A 16,224-nucleotide genomic window follows, 5' to 3' on the forward strand; every position below is an offset into this window, starting at 1 on the left:
AACCCCTATTACATGCTTTTGGGCCTTGCAGAAGCCGGGAACGGTGTCGCGCCTGTTTTAAACGACGGGTCGGTTGACCGAACCCCCGCAACGGTATGGAATAGCAAAAAAAGCTGGCCCAACGGCTATTCGTTAACGCTTCCGGAGGGGCGCCTTATATGTCCGACAAACCCACCGATCCGGTGCAGGTGTGGCACACCATGCTTGCCGAGATGGAAAAAGGTTTCAACGCCATGGCCAATCAGGTCATGGGTTCGGAGCAGTTCAGCCGGGTCACGCATCAGCTCACCGGCGCTTCGGTCGGTGCGCAAAAAACCGTCGGCGACCTGATGGAGCGCTATCTGGTCAGTATGAACCTGCCCAGCCGTGCGCAGATGACCGATATGGCTGACCGGCTGCAATCGATCGAAGGGCAACTGAGCGAAATCAGGGCGCTTCTCAATCGCGTGCATGGTGATCCTGTCGCCCAGAGCAACGGGATGGCCGCGCCACGGCCTCCGCGCACCAAGCAGCCTCCATCTGCGGCCAAGGGAGGCACGCCATGAACGCGCAGGCCAACGCAAGCGCTCTGCCGGACGTCGCGCAGATCGGAGAGCGCATTCAGACCGAAGTCCAGCGTGCAATTCAGCGCAGCATCAAGGGTGTGGAGTATTTCGCATCGTCCGGCCCTTCGCTCGGATCGACGCCGAAAGATGTGCTGATCTCCAGAGGCACGATGAATCTTTATCACTATCGGCCGCTGGCGGATGAGATCTATCGCATCCCGATCCTGATCGTGATGGCGACGACCAACCGCGGTTACATCCTCGATCTGGTGCCGGGTCAGAGCTTTATCGAATTCCTGCTGAAGCAGGGTTACGATGTCTACATGCTCGACTGGAACGCGCCGCGTCCGGAAGAAAAGTCGCTGCGCATGGAAGACTATGTGCTCGGCTTCATTCCGGAGTGCATTCAGCGCGTGCAGGAGGATTCCGGCGAGACCGATGTCAACGTCATCGGGTATTGTTTCGGCGGTGTGCTGTCGTTGCTTTACGGCTCGATTTTCAACGATGGGCCAATGAAGAACCTCGTATGCTTCACCACGCCGATCGATTTCCGCCAGATGAAATTGTTCCAGAATTTCGCCGACCGGCGTTATTTCGACGTAGATGGACTGATCGACAAAGCCGGCAATGTCTCGCCCGAAATGATCCGGTCGTCGTTTGAAATGCTGCGGCCGGCGTCGCGCGCTGTCGGGCAGATACAGCTCTGGGAAAACATCTGGAATGATGAGTACGTGAAATCCTTCCAGATGTTCGATCGTTGGGGGCAGGATACGCTGCCGCTGGCCGGTGAATATTTCCGGCAGACCACGAAAGATCTCATGTGGGACAACAAGCTCTTCAACGGCACGATGACCGTTGGCGGGCGTCCCGCGGACATCTCAAAGATCAAAGTCCCGTTGCTTCACGCCGTCGCTGAGCACGATCACATTGTGCCTTACGATGCGGCAAAGCATCTGATGCAGATGATCGGATCGACTGACAAGACCGAGATCATTCTCAAGGGTGGTCATGTCAGTCTCGTCGCCGGCGCGAATGCCATCAAGCGCCTTTGGCCCAAACTCGATTCCTGGTTAAGTGAGCGATCAACATGAGCAGCACTGAAATGCGTTCCTATCCGCGTCGCGTCATGACCGAAGGCGGCGAGATCGAATTTCGTCACATGACGGCGGCGGACGAGGCGGCTGTCCTTGCGTTCGCGCAAAAACTCCCGGTTCATGACCTGCTCTTCATTCCGCGCAACATCAGCGAGCCGAAGGTGCTCTCCGCCTGGATCAAGGAGCTCGAGCGCGGCGGTTTGGTGAGTCTTCTGGCAGTGAAGGGGAGTACGGTGGTGGGCTGCGGCACCATCGTCCGGGATCTTCTGTCGTGGTCGCCGCATGTCGGCGAAATCCGCATGGTGGTGTCCAAGGACGTCCGCGGTCTCGGTGTAGGCCGTGCGCTATCGCAGGAAACCTTCGCGCTCGCATTGGGATCAGGGCTGGAAAAAATCGTGGCCCAGATGACGGTCGATCAGACCGGCGCCATCGCCCTGTTCGAGAGCCTCGGCTTCAAGGCGGAGGCCTTGCTGCACGATCAGGTGAGGGACCTGGCCGGGAAAACCCACGATATCGTGGTTCTCGGTCACAATGTCTCCAAGGTCCGTGCCCAGCTCGAGGCCTATGGGGTCTCCGAAGCTGTCGGTTAAGCCATTGAAATAGCTTAAATTTGATCTTATCACGGGCTCGTGATGGCGCAGTGCAACATTTCTGTTGCAGTGCATCTAAGACTTTGGCATAACCACCTTGCCCCGGGCCATACCGGACGGGGATGAGCCCATAGCTCGCAACCCTGAGGATGGAGACAGACAATGACGAATTCTTTCAACACCGAGTCCGTGCTGAACACCGTGAAGACCGCTTTCGCGCCCGTCACCGACGCGCTGAAGAATTTCCCGAACGTGGAAGTTCCTGAAGCTGCTCGTGAGTTCGTGAAGAAGGCCGCCGGCACCGCCAAGGACCGTGCTGCTGAAATCCACACCGGTTCTGAGAAGGTCACCTCGGCTATCGAAACCGCTGTCGCCGGTTCGGTCAGCGAGACCGCGAAGATCTCCCGCAGCATCCAGCAGGCCGTTTACGAAGACGCGCAGGCGCTGTTCTCGGGCATCGACAAGCTGGCGTCGGCGAAGTCGCTGAACGAAGCCGTCACGATCCAGGGCGATCTGCTCCGCGCTCAGGGCGAAGTCGTGATGTCGCGCGCCAAGGCCACCACCGAATACTTCGGCAAGCTGATCGCCGACGGTGCCAAGACCGCGCAGGACAACTTCGCGAAGGTCGCGTCCTACACCAAGTCGGCCTGATAGCCGGCCTCGACCACCCTACAATTCGACGACCAAAGGCCCGCTTCGAGCGGGCCTTTGTTTGCCGCGTGCCTCCTTCCTTTGACGGGAGCGGGTTCGCGATGCAATGTCGGTTGACCGGGATCGATCATGGCTGACAACGGAAAATTCGTGCTGGTCGCGGATACCGGCGACATCGCGCGCGCCGCGGAACTGCGCCGGGTCAAGATGCTCGCCACGCTCGTGCTCGCGGGCTGTGTCGTCGTGCTGATCATCGCCAAGGCGATGGAGCGCGTGCATCCGGGATTCGGATTTCTCGCAGCCTTCGCGGAGGCAGCGACGATCGGCGGGCTGGCGGATTGGTACGCCGTGGTGGCACTGTTCCGGCGTCCGCTGGGGCTGCCGATCCCGCACACCGCCATCATCCAGCAAAATCAGCACAGAATCGCTGACAAACTTGGCGAATTCATCGAGGTGCATTTTCTGAGCCCCGCGCCGGTCGACGCGAAGTTGCGTGAGGTCGATTTCGCATCGTTCATTTCAGCCTGGCTGACAGATCAGAAGAAAAGTTCGGATCTGGCGCGTTTCGTTCTGCGTCTGTTGCCGGAGGCGCTTGCGGCCGCGGAAACCTCGGGATTGAAGTCGTATTTCACACGCCGCATCGTGACGCAGCTTCAGTCTGTCGATCTCGCGCCATTAGCCGCGGGAACGCTCCGCGGCTTTATCGCCGAGGGACGCCACAAGGGCATGCTCGACGATCTGCTGCAGGCGGTTCACGAGTCCATCAACAAGCCGGAGACGCTTGAACTGATCCGGGAGAAAATCCGCAACGAGCTTCCGACGCTGCTGAAGTTTTATCGCGCCGACAAGTTCCTGCTGAAGAGGGTTGCGGCATCGGCCACATCGTTCTTTGAAGAAGTGCGCTCTGATCCCCAGCATCCGTTTCGCGGCGAGGTCGATCGCATCCTGCTGACACTTCCAGACAAGCTGGCGAACGACAAGACTTACGCAGATCGCATCGACGGATTGAAGCGCGATCTGCTGGCGCGTCCCGAGCTTGCTGCGCTGACGCGCGACATCTGGGCCAACGTCAAGGCATTCATTGACCGAAGCGCGAGCGGCGAGAGCAACGTGCTGCAGCATCATCTCGCCAACGTGTTCCTGGAGGCGGGCCGGCAACTCGCTGCCGACAGCGAAATGCGCGCAGAGATCAACGGTGGCATCGTTGCTGTGCTTCGCAGCTTCATCGCCGACCAGAAGAGCGGCGTGTCGCGTTTCATCGCCGATCAGGTCAAGTCGTGGGACATGAAGCAGTTGATCAACCTGATCGAGATCAACATCGGCAAGGATTTGCAATACATCCGATTCAATGGCGCACTGATCGGAGGACTCGCGGGTGTTGCACTGCACACCGCGGAAGTGGTGGTCAAAACGCTCTGATAGTCCACGCGAAAATTCAGCCTGTCGGCTATTTGCAACACTCGTTTCAAACGCGACGAGGGCGGCTTGAAATGCCGGAATTTGACCCATAGCTTGAATCAATGTGCGTTGATTGACGTGTTGTCCTGATTCGTTTCGCATTGGAGTTGATTTTGTCGCGCCGGCCGAAAGCCGGAAACGTACTGACGAAAAGGAAATCGAATGTCCGTTGCTACCCAGACGCTTCGCCCACCATCCAGATTGCTGATGCTGATGGAGGCGCGCGCCATTAGCGAATTCGGCGCCTTCCTCGGCGCGCTTCCGTTGCTCAGCCTCGCGCCCAAGGGTGACGGTCATCCCGTGCTGGTGCTGCCGGGATTGATCACCAGCGACAACGCGACGCGTCCGCTGCGCTCGTTCCTGAAGAGCCGCGGATATGCCGTGAGCGGTTGGGGCCTTGGCCGCAACTTCGGTCCGCGCGCCGGTGTGCAGGACGCCATGATCAATCTCGTGCAGGATCTCAACGAGACGCACGGCCGCAAGGTCAGTCTTGTGGGATGGAGCCTCGGCGGAATCTATGCACGGCAGTTGTCGAAGATGATGCCGGACCGTGTGCGCTCGGTGATCACGCTCGGCAGCCCGTTCGCGGGGAGTCCGCGGGCGACCAATGCGTGGCGCACTTATGAGACTGTCAGCGGCCGCCGCGCCGACCAGCACGATACGACCTTCGGCGGGGAGATGGCGAGGACACCGCCGGTGCCGACCACCGCGATCTTCAGCCGCACCGACGGCATTTGCGCGTGGCAAAGCTGCATCGAGCAGCCGGGCACGTATGCCGAGAACATCGAGGTGCAGGGCGCCAGCCATTGCGGCATGGGTCACCATCCGGCGATCGTTTATGCCGTCGCCGATCGTCTTGCGCAGGCGGAAGGCGAATGGAAGCCGTTCGATCGCAGCGGCTGGCGCAGCCTGGTTTATCCGGACCCGGCGAGGTGAAAGTAGCGAGGACGATATTGAAAATGGCCGGGCTCGCCCGGCCATTTTCTCGTCAGCCTTTCCCGCGCAGTTTGCCGACCACTCCCGTCGGGAAGAAGTACACGCTGGCGATGAACAGCAGACCGAGCCACAGCAGCCAGCGGTCGGGATGCAGCAGGGCAGGCAACACAGGAATGCCCGCACCGGCGGTCGCCTGTGAGGCCGCACCCATAAGCGCCTGAAGGTAGTTTTCAGCGAGAATGAAAATCGCCGCGCCGATGATCGCGCCGTACATCGTGCCCATGCCGCCGATCACCACCATCAGTAGAATGTCGATCATGATCGTGAAGGAGAGCGTCTCCGGTCCGGCATAGCGCAGCCACAACGCATTCAGCACGCCGGCGCAGGCGGCGACCAGAGCGGCAATCACGTTGGCCCAGGTCAGGTGAAACACGGTGCGATAGCCGAGCGCCTCGGCGCGGAAACGGTTTTCGCGCACCGCTTGCAACACGCGGCCGAACGGCGAGTTCACAATGCGCAGCAGCGTGAGGATCAGCGCAGACGCGATCACGAAGACGATGTAGTAGGTCAGTATGCGTCCGTTGAATTCGAAGCCGAATACATCTTTCGGAATGATCACGGTGCCGGGACGCAGCAACTCCGGCAAACGGAAGCTGCGGCCATCATCGCCACCGGTCAGCCACGACAGTTGCGAGGCCAGCACCTGAAACGCTGACGCAACGGCCAGCGTGATCATGGCAAAGAAGATTGCCTGCACCCGCAGCGAGAACAGTCCGATACAAAGCGCGAGGAGCGCGGCCAGCGGCAGCCCAATGACAATGCCGGTGGCAACCGCCGACCACGTTGGCCCCATCGCGTAGAGCGCAATGGCGATGCCGTAGCTGCCGATGCCATAGAACATTGTATGCGCGAACGAAACCGTGCCGGTGTAGCCGAGAAGCAGATCGTAGGACGCCACCAGCAGCGCGAAGATGCAGATCTTGGTGGCAACATTCATCGCCTTGGCGCCAGGAAACAGGAACGGAGCCAGCGCCAGCACCGTCACGATGACTATGAGCAGGAGAGAGAGAACGCGGCTGCGCGGCGGATCGCCGGAAAGGATCATCATCGATTTGTCACCGGATAGAGTCCGCGCGGCCGCCACATCAGGATTGCCACCATCAGCAGGATGTTCGAGATCAGCGCCAGCTTCGGCACCAGGAAGCCGCCATAGTTCGCGACCATGGCGACCAGGATCGCGCCGATGAAACATCCGCCGATAGAGCCGAGGCCGCCGATGATGATCACAATGAATATCAGCACCGTCAGTTCGCCGCCGATAGAGGCGTGAACTTCCTCGCGATAGAGCGCCCACATGATGCCTCCGAGGCCGGCCAGCGCGGAGCCTGTCATGAAGACGCCGAGAAACAGCCGCTTGATGCGATAGCCCAGCGCCTCGACCATCTCGCGATTTTCGACACCGGCACGGATCAGCAAGCCGATCTTTGTGCGGTTCAACACCAGCAGCACGAGGCCGAACATCACAAGGCCGACGATCATCGCCAGCACGCGGTATTTGGCGATGGCAATGTCGCCGAGAATGAAGGACCCGCGCAGCGCCGAGGGTAGCGGCAGCGGAATGCGCTCCGGGCCCCACAGCGCATAGAGCAGTTGTTCAGCCACGATGAGGCCGCCCATGGTGATCAGGATCTGCTTGAGATGGTTGCCGTAGACGGGAAGGATCAGCACCCGTTCGAACACGAGGCCGAGCGCGCCTGAGACCGCCATCGACAGCAGCGCGGCTGGTGCCAGCGCGAGCAGATTGAGCCACAGCGAGTCGGCCTGGACGTATCCGGCCATCGGCGCCAGCACCAGCGTCGCGACATAGGCGCCGACCGCAATGAATGCGCCGTGTCCGAAGTTCAGGACATCCATCAGGCCGAACACCAAAGTCAGCCCCGAGGCCATGATGAAAATCATCATGCCCATGGCGAGGCTCGCGATTGTCAGCGTCACCCAGGTCGAAGGCGAGCCGATCAGCGGGATCATGGCGAGGGCAAGTGCGATTGGCAGCAACAGCGGAATGAAATCGCGATTGGCTTGGGGCAGCGGTTCAACGGCAGCCGGTGGTGTCGTCGTGTCGGTCATTGATGCGCCTCGAGGCTGAGACCCAGCAGCTTTTCCTGCAACGAGGTATCCTTGGCGATGTCGGCCATCGCGCCGCGATGCACGATCTTGCCGTTGTCCATCACCAGTACATTGTCGCCGACTTCCTGCGCCACGCGGAAGTTCTGTTCCACCAGCAGGATGGTCGCGCCGCGCTTCTTCACTTCAGCGAGACATTCGATCAGGTTGACGACGATGGCGGGCGCAAGACCCTTGGTCGGCTCATCAATGAGGAGCAGCTTGCGTGGCTCGACGATGGCGCGGGCGATCGACAGCATTTGCTTCTGCCCGCCGGACAGCGATCCCGCGCGCGACAACCAGAAGCGTTTCAGCGCCGGGAAGAATCCGAAAATCCATTGCAGCCGCGTGTCGTCGAGTGGACCTTCGCGCGCGGCGAGGATCAGGTTTTCCTTCACGGTCAGATCCGAGAAGACCGCCATGGTTTCCGGCACATAGCCGACGCCGAGGCTGGCGATGTCCGGAGTCGTCTGCTTTTCGATGTTCTGCCGGGCAAGTTTGATCTGGCCGGAGGAGGGCGGTGACAGGCCCATGATAGTGCGCAGTGTGGTGGTTTTGCCCGCGCCGTTGCGGCCGAGCAGCATGGTGATCTGGCCTTCCGGCACATTGAGATCGACGCCATGCAGGATGTGATACTGCGCGATATGGGTGTGAACGCCGGTGAGGGTCAGCATGTCGCTCATGCGTGCACCTCAAGCGATGCTAGGTCATTACTTTGCCACGAGCACAGTCTGTTCCCTCCCCCCTTGCGGGGGAGGGTTAGGGAGGGGGGTAGCTCACGCTGCTGTGTTCGTTGTACCCCCCTCTCTGTCTCTCCCCCGCAAGGGGGGAGAGAACAATGGAGCCGAGGGTCTGTGCCATTGTCGGCAAGGCTATCCACATCCATCATGCCGCACTCTTTCCGGGCGCGATGCCGAGATAGGCTTCCTGCACGATCGGCGAGGCGATCACCTCGGCTGGCTTGCCGTCGGCGACCAGTTGTCCGTTGTGCAGGACGATGATGCGGTCGGCGAGCGAGCGCACCACATCCATCTTGTGCTCGACCAGGAGGATGATCTTGCTGGTGTCCTGCTTCAGCCGCGCGATGAGATCCAGCACCACCGGCACTTCGTCCACGCTCATGCCCGCGGTCGGCTCGTCGAACATGAAGACTTTCGGCTCCAGCGCCATCATCAGCGCGACTTCAAGTTTGCGCTGGTCGCCATGGGAGAGGGCTGCTGCTGCGACCGCGCGGCGGTTGCCGAGCGCGATGGAATCGAGGATCGCATCGGCGCGTTCGATCAGGTCACGGCGCTTCATCCACGGACGCAGCATCTCGTAATGCACGCCGCTGGCCGCCTGCACGGCAAGGCGGACATTTTCCTCGACGCTCAGGTTCGGGAAAAGATTGGTGAGCTGGAACGCGCGGCCGAGGCCCTTGCGTGTGCGCAGCGGCGCGCTCAGGCGCGTGATGTTCTCGTCTGCAAGCAGTACTTCGCCGGCGGTCGGCCGTAACTGTCCCGAGATCAGATTGAAGTAGGTGGTCTTGCCGGCGCCGTTCGGTCCGACGATGGCGGTCAGTTCGCCGGGGCGAAATGTGCAACTCACCTTGTTGACGGCAACGTGGCCGCCGAAACGGATGGTCAGCTCGCGGGTCTCGAGGGTGAGGGGCATGTTTCGAGTCTCGTCGTTCGTCATTGCGAGGAGCGAAGCGGCGAAGCAATCCAGCTTTTGAAGATTGGATTGCTTCGCTCGCAATGACGACGTGCTTGTTACCGCTTGTTCTTGATCGGGATCTGCATGTCCTCGATCCTGAGTTCGCGGACCAGTTCGTTATCCGCCCAAGCGAGGTTCGGATCGACCTTGACGCGGAAGTGATACATGCTCTGCAGCGCCTGATGGTCTTCCTTGCGGAACATCATCTTGCCCTTCGGCGTATCGAATTCCATGCCTTCCATCGCCGCGATCAGTTTCTCGGTGTCGGTCGATTTCGCCTTCTGAACAGCGGTCACCGCCGCCATCGCCGCAGCGAAACCGCCCGCGGTGAAGAAGTCCGGCGGCGCGTTGAAGCGCTTCTGATGCTCGGCGACGAGCCAGTCGTTGATCGGGTTCTTCGGGATTGCGTAGTAGTAGTAAGTTGCGCCTTCGAGGCCCGGCAGGCGCTTGTAGGCAGCCAGCGCCGGGAGGATGTTGCCGCCGCTCGACAGCTCGATGTTGTAACGCTTCGGGTCCATGTCCTGGATCTTGGTCAGCGGATCGCCGCCGCCGGCCCAGATCACCCAGATGATCTTGCGGCCGGGCTTGTCCTTCAGCGCATCGAACAGGCGCTGGGCTGCCGCAGTGAAGTCGGTCGTAGCTGCCGGAACATATTCTTCCGCGGCCAGTGTCGCGCCGGTCTTGCCGAGTGCTTCCTTGAACGCGGCGACGCCGTCCTTGCCGAACGCGTTGTCCTGACCGAGCGTGGCGACAGTGACGCCCTGCTTGCCGATAGCGACCGCGTTCGAGATCGCGTCCTGCGACGAGTTGCGGCCAGTGCGGAAGATGTAGCGATTCCACTTCTCGCCGGTGATGGCGTCGGCCACCGCCGGCTCGACGATCAGCACCTTCTTGTTTTCTTCGGCGATCGGCAGCATGGCCAGCGCCGCGCCAGAGGCGGTGGTGCCGATGGCGAGATCGACCTTGTCGTCCTGATAGGCTTCGGCCAGCGCCGCCTTGGCGAGGTCCGGCTTGCCCTGGTCGTCCTTGGTGATCAGGACGATCTTGCGGCCATCGACCGTCATCGTGTTCTTGGTGGCGTATTCCAGACCCATACGCAGGCCGTTTTCGGTCTGCTTGGCATAGGCCTCCAGCGGTCCGGTCTTGCCGTAGATCAGCGCGATCTTGAGATCGTCGGCTGACGCCGGTGCTACGGCCAGCGCGGCGGCGACGCCCGCGAGAATTGCAATTTTACGCATTATTGTCCTCCCCGATTTTCCTCAGGGCGGACCATACATACACGGATCGGAATTACCAATTTTTTTGCGAAAATTTCCCTGCGGCCCGTAATCGATCGGCCGTGTGTCACAGCCCTGACGCCGCTCAGTAATGGGGCGGCGGCTCGTTCGTGATGGGTGAGCCCGATTTGGCCTCGGCGTCATCAAGCCGCTCGCGCAGGGCCAGCATCTCCCGGCTCAGGGCGTCGATCTGCTTCCATTGCGCGGTAATGGTACTGTTCAGCGTCTCGATGGTTTCGTCGAGATACGCGATGCGGATTTCCAGCGCGTCGATGCGCGTGGCGGGCGAGGTGGGCTCAGTCATCGGCTTGCTCGCTCATGTCGATCTCTGTCGCGTCGGTGTGATCCGCTCCATCCCCACGCAGGGCCTGACGCTCGCTCAGCCCGTGACCGAGCGCGATGCGCTGGTCGAACACGAAGCATTCGCCGCGCCACAGACTTTGCTCTTCGGGGATCTCCTCGAGATACTTCAGGATGCCGCCCTTGAGGTGATAGACCTCCTCGAAGCCTTGCGACAGCAAATAGGAACTGGCCTTTTCGCAGCGGATGCCGCCGGTGCAGAACATCGCTATTTTCTTGTGCTTGCTGGAGTCGAGTGTGCGGCCGGCAAAATCGGGAAACTCGCCAAAGCGGGTGATCTTCGGATCGACCGCGCCTTCGAACGTGCCCATCTCGACTTCGAAGCCGTTGCGGGTGTCGAGCAGCAGCACGTCGTCCTGCCTGATGAGCGCGTTCCAGTCGGCGGCATCGACGTAGATGCCGACCCGGGCGTTGGGATCGGTTTCCGGGTCGCCGAGCCTGACAATCTCCTTTTTCAGCCGGACCTTCATCCGGTTGAACGGCATCTCGCTCGCGCTGGAGAACTTCAGTTCCAGATTGTCGAGGCGGCCATTGAAAAGCGCGCCATTCTGCAACTGGTTCATCAGGGCATCGATAGAGGCCTCGCGGCCTGCGACGGTCCCGTTGATGCCCTCCGCCGCCAGCAGAATGATGCCCTTGATATCGAGTGCCACGCACATGTTGCGCAATGGCTCCCTGAGTGCCTCAAAATCCGGGAGCGCGACGAACTGATAAAATGCGGCGACCTTGTACGACATGGCGGGGGTTATATCGCACGGGGCCTAGCCCCAAAACCCGTATTCAACGTCAGGCCGGGCGGGAGCAGACGGCCGGGTTTTGCCGCATTTTGGGGCAAATTCGGGCCGACCGGCAGTGTTGTGTTCCCGCCAGGTTATTGCAGAACCGGCAAGGTGTGTCGCAAAGGCTACTTAATACTGCTTTATTTGGCGGGCATGCCCCCTGACAGGGAAATCTGCTAGATAAAACGCTGGTTTACCTTCGAATCGGAACCGTCCCGTTGCATCAGATTTCAAAAGAGCCCGTTCACAGCGATTCCGGAAAAAAGAACTTCAGTATCGCGTTCGGCCTGGAACGGATCGGGCTGATTGCGCTGCGCGCGCCGCGCACGGCGGCGGTCGTCCTGCTTGCGCTGTGCGTGATCGCAGTGTTCGGCATCCAGCGCATCAAGATCGACGATTCGCTGAGCCAGTTGTTCCGGTCCGATACCCCCGAATACAAGCAATATGAGGAAGTGACCAAGCGCTTCCCGTCCAGCGAATATGATGTGTTGGTCGTGGTGGAGGGCAAGTCGCTGCTGGAGCGCTCGTCGCTCGAAAAGCTGCGCGACCTGGTCACAGACCTGCAACTTGTGGACGGCACCCGCGGCATTATCTCGCTGTTCTCCGCGCGCCAGCCGCCCGAGGGCGGACGGCTGCCTGCGGCCCTGTTTCCTGAAACCCTGCCGGAAGGCGCGGCTTATGATGCCTTTATCAATCGCGTAAAGGAAAACGAGGTCATCAAGGGCAAGCTGCTGTCTGAGGACGGCACGCTGGCGCTGATCGTGCTCGCGCTCGACCCGAAGATTGTCGGCAACAAGGGCCTCAACGCGACCATCGGCGAAGTTCGCAAGCTGATGAGCGAAGATCTCGCCGACACCGGTTTGAATAGCCAGTTGTCCGGCGTGCCGGTGATGCAGCTCGAAATCCGCAACGCGGTCGAGCGGGACGGCCTGACCTACAACATCGCGGGCATTCTGGCTGGTTGCATCATAGCGATCATCTTTTTCCGCCGCATTTCGTTCATGATCGTCGCGGCGTTTCCGCCGCTGCTGGCGATCCTGCTGTCGATTGGCACACTGGGCTGGCTCGGTTTCAGCCTCAACATGTTCCTGAACGTGATGACGCCCCTCATTATGGTCATCAGTTTCGCCGACTCGATGCAGCTTACGTTCGCGGCTCGAGATCGTCTGATCGCGGGCGAGGATAAATACACCGCCTTTCGTAACGCCGTGCTGGTGGTCGGGCCGGCCTGCGTGCTGACCCACGGCACGGCGGCGTTGTCATTCCTTGCCTTGCAGTTTTCCGATTCCGACCTGATCCGCACCTTCGGCGAGGCCGGGTTGATGGCGACCGTCATCGCACTGCTCGCGGTGTTGTCGCTGGTGCCGGTGTTTGGCGTTCTGCTGGTGCGCAAGGAGAACCTCCTCGCCACCAAGGTGAAGGGCGCGGACCGTGGCGTCGAAGCCCTGCGTGCGTTCTGCGCGTTTATTGCCAAGCGGATGGTCGGGCACCCCGGACTTTTCAGTCTGATTGCGCTGCTCGTGGTGCTCGGTCTCGGTATTATCTACGCGAGCCTTGAGCCGCGCTATCGTCTGGCCGATCAGGTGCCGGACAAGCAGCAGGCCGTCGAAGCCTCGAGCCGCCTTGATGCCAAGCTGACCGGCGCCAATCCGATCGATGTGCTGATCGAATTCCCGAAGGGCAAGTCGCTCTATGATCAGGATACGCTCGATACCATCGCTGCCGTTCACTCGATCATCGAGAAGCAGGCGGGTGTCGGCAACGTCTGGTCGATCGAGACGCTGCGTCGCTGGCTGGCGGAAAAAGCCGGCCGCTCTGACGTGGCGATCCTGAAAGAATATGTCGACCTGCTGCCGGCCTATCTGGTCAGGCGCTTCATATCTGAGCAGCAGGACGCGGTCGTGGTGTCAGGACGCGTGCCTGATCTCGACTCCAGCCAGATCCTGCCGACGGTCGAGAAGCTCGATGCAGCGATGGGGACGGTCCGTCAGGCGCATCCAGGCTACAATATTGCGGTGACCGGCCTGTCCGCCATCGCCGCGCGCAACAGCGCCAGCATGATTGGAAAACTCAACCACGGTCTGACCATCGAGTTCATTCTGGTTGCGGCTTTTATCGGTCTGGCGTTCCGCTCGGTGGTGGTGATGTTCGCGAGCATCCTGCCCGGCATCTTCCCGGTTGTGCTGTCGGGCACGGTGCTGTGGTTCATGGGCGAGGGGCTGCAGTTTGCAAGCGTGGTCGCGCTGACCGTGTCATTCGGCCTGGGATTGAGTGCGACAATTCATTTCCTCAACCGTTTGCGGCTGGAAGAGAAGCCTGGCGTCGACGAGGCGCAGGCGGTCGAGCGCGCCACGGTTCTGGTCGGCCCGGCCTTGATCCTGACCACGGTGGTGCTGGCCTGCGGTCTGGTGGTGACGGTGTTTTCCGATCTGCCGTCGCTGCGCCTGTTCGGATGGCTCAGCGCTTTCGCCATGATCGCGGCGTTGATCGCCGACCTTTTCATTTTGCGGCCGACGGCGATGTGGCTCATCAGCACCTCTCACCGCATCAAGGCGGCGTGGGGCAGGAAATAAACCCCGAGGCGTCTCTCGGCTTCAGTCAGCAAAAAGCCCGCCGATTCATCATCGGCGGGTTTTTGAATATGAGATCCTAGTTGCTTCTCGACAGACTGATGGTCACGCCGCGCAACTCGCCCTTCGAACTGATGTTGACCGACTGCTTGTTGCCGCGGGTCACGACGTTGAAGGTCGCTGCATAGCCGTTGGTCTGGACCAGGGCGGTAACCTGGCCGTTTGCAATACTGCCCTCGACGGTGCCGTTGACGCCGCGGCTGGCTTCGCTCCAGGAACCGGTAATGTTGCTGCCCCTGGCCAGGATATTGCTTGTGAGTTCGAACTTGTAGCTGTCACTGGCGCAGCGCAGGACCTGACGAAGGTTGTTGCCGCTGTCGTCGACGGAGTAGGTGCCGCGGCAACGGATGCGCTCGGTACCGCCCTCGGCGATGGTGATCGTGCCGTTGCCGGACCAGTTGCCTGCATAATTGGCAAATGGCGCGCTTTCGGCATGCGCGAGCGCGGGAGCGATCAGGAAGGCTGCGGCCAGGGTAGCGCCGCGAAAACTACGAAAATCAAAACGCGAAGCGAGGAAAGACATCTCTAAACACCATCGTTGGCGGGCGATAAGTATTTGTCGCTCATATCACGCTTTGGTTCATTGGAAAACGTGGCGCAGTGCACCAAAACGAGAAAATCGCGATGACGGACTCCTTGTAAGTCTTGTGACATCGGCTCATCCGGCCATGACTGGACGCTTTTCGGCCATTGCACGCGCTGCAGCGCAATGATCGGATGTTTGGGATAATTCCTCCCCGCAGCGGTAGACAATCCCGTTTTTCGGACTTCTAATCCTGCCCAAGGCCGGCGGAAAAAAGCATGGCCATTTGGGAGGATGACGATGAAATTGACGAGACGTGAGTTTTCCGTGGGCGTTGGTGCCGTCCTTGCGGCGCCTGCCGTTATAAAAAGCGCCGGAGCGCAAGGCGCGACCATCAAGATCGGCATGGTGCTTCCCGTTACAGGATCAGCCGCAGAGCAAGGCAAGTTCGCACTGAACGGCGCCAAACTGGCGCTGGAGGCCGTCAACAAGGCCGGCGGCGTTCTCGGCAAGCAGGTCGAGCTTGTCACCGAAGATGATCAGACCACCAATCCGGGTGTTGTGCTCGCATTCTCCAAGCTCGCTGCGCAGCAGGACATCGTCGCATTTCTCGGTTCGATCCGTTCGACGCAGGTGCATGCCATGGCGCCGGATGTGCTGAAACTCGGCAAGCCGATGGCGATCGGGGGAACCGATCCGAACCTGACCCACATGGGCAACAAGTGGCTCTTTCGCTTCCGTCCGAACGACAGTTATTCCGGCAGCGTGATCGCCGACTATGGCACCAACACCCTCGGCAAGAAAAAGTGGGCTGTGCTCCATTCCACCGATGCGTTCGGTACGGCCGGCGGCAAGGCGCTGACCGAAGGATTGAGCAAGCTCGGCATTACCCCGGTTCTTGACCAAGGCTATGCCAACCAGAGCCAGGACTTTACCCCGGTGGTGCTGGCGATCAAGCAATCCGGCGCGGATGTTCTCGGCTCCTACTTCACGTTCGAGAACGATCTCGGCATCTTCGCGCGCCAGTTGCGCCAGCTTGGCGTCAACATCCCGTGGGTGGGATCGCCGTCGATCGTCGGCGTGTCATCGACACGTCTGGCGGGCGCCTCGCTCTTTGGAACCTACGGCGTCGCGGATTACGCGGAAGATTCAAGTCCTACAGCCAAGGCTTACGGCAAGGCTTACCGCGATGCCTACAAGCTCGCGCCGGACAATCAGAGCGCATGGACCTATGATGCTGTTACCGTGCTCGCAAAGGCGATGAACACTGCAAAGTCCACCGAGCCGGAGAAGGTTCGCGCTGCGATCCTGGCGATCAAGGGATTCGAAGGCGCGGAAGGTCAATACAACTTCGATGAAAACGGGGATGGCCTTCACGGCTACAACATCGTGAAGAACGACAAGGGCAACATCGTCTTCGAGAAGCATATCGAAGCGAAGCGATAGGCCGCCCTTCGTCATTGCGAGGAGCGCAGCGACGAAGCAATCCAGCTTCTTTTGTAGTTCTGGATTGCTTCGCTTCG

17 protein-coding genes are annotated in these 16,224 nt (G+C 60.4%); 8 read left to right on the forward strand and 9 right to left on the reverse strand.

Features of this window, described 5'->3' with window-relative positions; translation table 11 throughout:
- Positions 1-158: 158 nt before the first annotated feature.
- From ACP7AL_RS18330 to ACP7AL_RS18355, 6 genes are all read left to right on the forward strand, one after another.
- Positions 159-545, forward strand: a complete 387-nt coding sequence (locus ACP7AL_RS18330; protein ID WP_006019713.1) for a hypothetical protein — start codon at positions 159-161, stop codon at positions 543-545.
- The gene (locus ACP7AL_RS18335) at positions 542-1,636 is read left to right on the forward strand and encodes a PHA/PHB synthase family protein (RefSeq protein WP_425993384.1); all 1,095 of its coding nucleotides are present in this window, start codon (positions 542-544) and stop codon (positions 1,634-1,636) included. Before ACP7AL_RS18330 ends, ACP7AL_RS18335 begins: the two co-directional genes overlap by 4 nt.
- On the forward strand, positions 1,633-2,229 hold the full coding sequence (locus ACP7AL_RS18340) for a GNAT family N-acetyltransferase (protein WP_006019715.1): 597 nt from the start codon (positions 1,633-1,635) through the stop codon (positions 2,227-2,229). The genes ACP7AL_RS18335 and ACP7AL_RS18340 overlap by 4 nt, the downstream gene beginning before the upstream one ends.
- A 162-nt stretch (positions 2,230-2,391) precedes the next feature.
- Complete coding sequence (locus ACP7AL_RS18345; protein ID WP_024573868.1) at positions 2,392-2,880, forward strand: phasin; 489 nt, start codon at positions 2,392-2,394, stop codon at positions 2,878-2,880.
- Between the two features lie 129 nt (positions 2,881-3,009).
- Positions 3,010-4,299, forward strand: coding sequence for a DUF445 domain-containing protein (locus ACP7AL_RS18350; RefSeq protein ID WP_425993385.1), 1,290 nt, complete (start codon positions 3,010-3,012; stop codon positions 4,297-4,299).
- A gap of 201 nt (positions 4,300-4,500) precedes the next feature.
- Positions 4,501-5,274 (forward strand): esterase/lipase family protein, encoded by a 774-nt coding sequence (locus ACP7AL_RS18355; protein WP_425993386.1) that lies wholly within the window; start codon positions 4,501-4,503, stop codon positions 5,272-5,274.
- Positions 5,275-5,326: 52 nt separating this feature from the next.
- Here ACP7AL_RS18355 and ACP7AL_RS18360 read toward each other — a convergent pair whose 3' ends face one another.
- The 7 genes from ACP7AL_RS18360 to ACP7AL_RS18390 all read right to left on the reverse strand — a co-directional run bounded on the left by ACP7AL_RS18360 (position 5,327) and on the right by ACP7AL_RS18390 (position 11,506).
- Positions 5,327-6,382, reverse strand: a complete 1,056-nt coding sequence (locus ACP7AL_RS18360; RefSeq protein ID WP_425993387.1) for a branched-chain amino acid ABC transporter permease — start codon at positions 6,380-6,382, stop codon at positions 5,327-5,329.
- Positions 6,379-7,401: a branched-chain amino acid ABC transporter permease gene (locus tag ACP7AL_RS18365; protein ID WP_425993388.1), complete on the reverse strand. Its 1,023-nt coding sequence runs from the start codon at positions 7,399-7,401 to the stop codon at positions 6,379-6,381. The genes ACP7AL_RS18360 and ACP7AL_RS18365 overlap by 4 nt, the downstream gene beginning before the upstream one ends.
- A complete protein-coding gene (locus ACP7AL_RS18370; protein WP_425993389.1) occupies positions 7,398-8,120 on the reverse strand; it encodes an ABC transporter ATP-binding protein in 723 nt (240 codons plus the stop codon). The genes ACP7AL_RS18365 and ACP7AL_RS18370 overlap by 4 nt, the downstream gene beginning before the upstream one ends.
- 202 nt (positions 8,121-8,322) lie before the next feature.
- Positions 8,323-9,090, reverse strand: a complete 768-nt coding sequence (locus tag ACP7AL_RS18375) for an ABC transporter ATP-binding protein (RefSeq protein ID WP_425993390.1) — start codon at positions 9,088-9,090, stop codon at positions 8,323-8,325.
- A gap of 98 nt (positions 9,091-9,188) precedes the next feature.
- Positions 9,189-10,370 carry a substrate-binding domain-containing protein gene (locus ACP7AL_RS18380; protein WP_425993391.1) on the reverse strand — a complete coding sequence of 394 codons (1,182 nt, stop codon included), beginning with the start codon at positions 10,368-10,370 and terminating at the stop codon, positions 9,189-9,191.
- A gap of 124 nt (positions 10,371-10,494) precedes the next feature.
- Positions 10,495-10,713 carry a SlyX family protein gene (locus ACP7AL_RS18385; protein ID WP_006019725.1) on the reverse strand — a complete coding sequence of 73 codons (219 nt, stop codon included), beginning with the start codon at positions 10,711-10,713 and terminating at the stop codon, positions 10,495-10,497.
- Positions 10,706-11,506, reverse strand: coding sequence for a rhodanese-related sulfurtransferase (locus tag ACP7AL_RS18390; protein WP_024920608.1), 801 nt, complete (start codon positions 11,504-11,506; stop codon positions 10,706-10,708). The genes ACP7AL_RS18385 and ACP7AL_RS18390 overlap by 8 nt, the downstream gene beginning before the upstream one ends.
- 260 nt (positions 11,507-11,766) lie before the next feature.
- Between ACP7AL_RS18390 and ACP7AL_RS18395 the strand changes: the two genes are divergently transcribed.
- Positions 11,767-14,121 (forward strand): efflux RND transporter permease subunit, encoded by a 2,355-nt coding sequence (locus ACP7AL_RS18395; protein WP_425993392.1) that lies wholly within the window; start codon positions 11,767-11,769, stop codon positions 14,119-14,121.
- Between the two features lie 76 nt (positions 14,122-14,197).
- Here ACP7AL_RS18395 and ACP7AL_RS18400 read toward each other — a convergent pair whose 3' ends face one another.
- Positions 14,198-14,701 (reverse strand): hypothetical protein, encoded by a 504-nt coding sequence (locus tag ACP7AL_RS18400; RefSeq protein ID WP_425993393.1) that lies wholly within the window; start codon positions 14,699-14,701, stop codon positions 14,198-14,200.
- A 2-nt stretch (positions 14,702-14,703) separates the two neighbouring features.
- Positions 14,704-15,108 (reverse strand): hypothetical protein, encoded by a 405-nt coding sequence (locus tag ACP7AL_RS18405; RefSeq protein WP_425993611.1) that lies wholly within the window; start codon positions 15,106-15,108, stop codon positions 14,704-14,706.
- On the opposite strand from ACP7AL_RS18405, the gene ACP7AL_RS18410 reads away from it, so the two are divergent.
- Positions 15,002-16,147 carry an ABC transporter substrate-binding protein gene (locus ACP7AL_RS18410; RefSeq protein ID WP_425993394.1) on the forward strand — a complete coding sequence of 382 codons (1,146 nt, stop codon included), beginning with the start codon at positions 15,002-15,004 and terminating at the stop codon, positions 16,145-16,147. The two genes, ACP7AL_RS18405 and ACP7AL_RS18410, sit on opposite strands and share 107 nt — an antisense overlap.
- Positions 16,148-16,224 lie beyond the last annotated feature (77 nt).

Source organism: Afipia sp. DC4300-2b1 (genome assembly GCF_049895725.1).
Taxonomy (GTDB): Bacteria; Pseudomonadota; Alphaproteobacteria; order Rhizobiales; family Xanthobacteraceae; genus Afipia; species Afipia broomeae.

Excerpts from the sequence above, each read along its gene's own strand:
- ACP7AL_RS18370 (WP_425993389.1), bottom strand. The coding sequence starts at position 8,120 with ATGAGCGACATGCTGACCCTCACCGGCGTTCACACCCATATCGCGCAG.
- ACP7AL_RS18400 (WP_425993393.1), bottom strand. The coding sequence starts at position 14,701 with ATGTCTTTCCTCGCTTCGCGTTTTGATTTTCGTAGTTTTCGCGGCGCT.
- ACP7AL_RS18340 (WP_006019715.1), top strand. The coding sequence starts at position 1,633 with ATGAGCAGCACTGAAATGCGTTCCTATCCGCGTCGCGTCATGACCGAA.
- ACP7AL_RS18365 (WP_425993388.1), bottom strand. The coding sequence starts at position 7,401 with ATGACCGACACGACGACACCACCGGCTGCCGTTGAACCGCTGCCCCAA.
- ACP7AL_RS18335 (WP_425993384.1), top strand. The coding sequence starts at position 542 with ATGAACGCGCAGGCCAACGCAAGCGCTCTGCCGGACGTCGCGCAGATC.
- ACP7AL_RS18390 (WP_024920608.1), bottom strand. The coding sequence starts at position 11,506 with ATGTCGTACAAGGTCGCCGCATTTTATCAGTTCGTCGCGCTCCCGGAT.
- ACP7AL_RS18360 (WP_425993387.1), bottom strand. The coding sequence starts at position 6,382 with ATGATGATCCTTTCCGGCGATCCGCCGCGCAGCCGCGTTCTCTCTCTC.
- ACP7AL_RS18330 (WP_006019713.1), top strand. The coding sequence starts at position 159 with ATGTCCGACAAACCCACCGATCCGGTGCAGGTGTGGCACACCATGCTT.
- ACP7AL_RS18350 (WP_425993385.1), top strand. The coding sequence starts at position 3,010 with ATGGCTGACAACGGAAAATTCGTGCTGGTCGCGGATACCGGCGACATC.
- ACP7AL_RS18410 (WP_425993394.1), top strand. The coding sequence starts at position 15,002 with ATGAAATTGACGAGACGTGAGTTTTCCGTGGGCGTTGGTGCCGTCCTT.
- ACP7AL_RS18405 (WP_425993611.1), bottom strand. The coding sequence starts at position 15,108 with ATGCCGATCTTGATGGTCGCGCCTTGCGCTCCGGCGCTTTTTATAACG.
- ACP7AL_RS18355 (WP_425993386.1), top strand. The coding sequence starts at position 4,501 with ATGTCCGTTGCTACCCAGACGCTTCGCCCACCATCCAGATTGCTGATG.
- ACP7AL_RS18345 (WP_024573868.1), top strand. The coding sequence starts at position 2,392 with ATGACGAATTCTTTCAACACCGAGTCCGTGCTGAACACCGTGAAGACC.
- ACP7AL_RS18380 (WP_425993391.1), bottom strand. The coding sequence starts at position 10,370 with ATGCGTAAAATTGCAATTCTCGCGGGCGTCGCCGCCGCGCTGGCCGTA.
- ACP7AL_RS18375 (WP_425993390.1), bottom strand. The coding sequence starts at position 9,090 with ATGCCCCTCACCCTCGAGACCCGCGAGCTGACCATCCGTTTCGGCGGC.
- ACP7AL_RS18385 (WP_006019725.1), bottom strand. The coding sequence starts at position 10,713 with ATGACTGAGCCCACCTCGCCCGCCACGCGCATCGACGCGCTGGAAATC.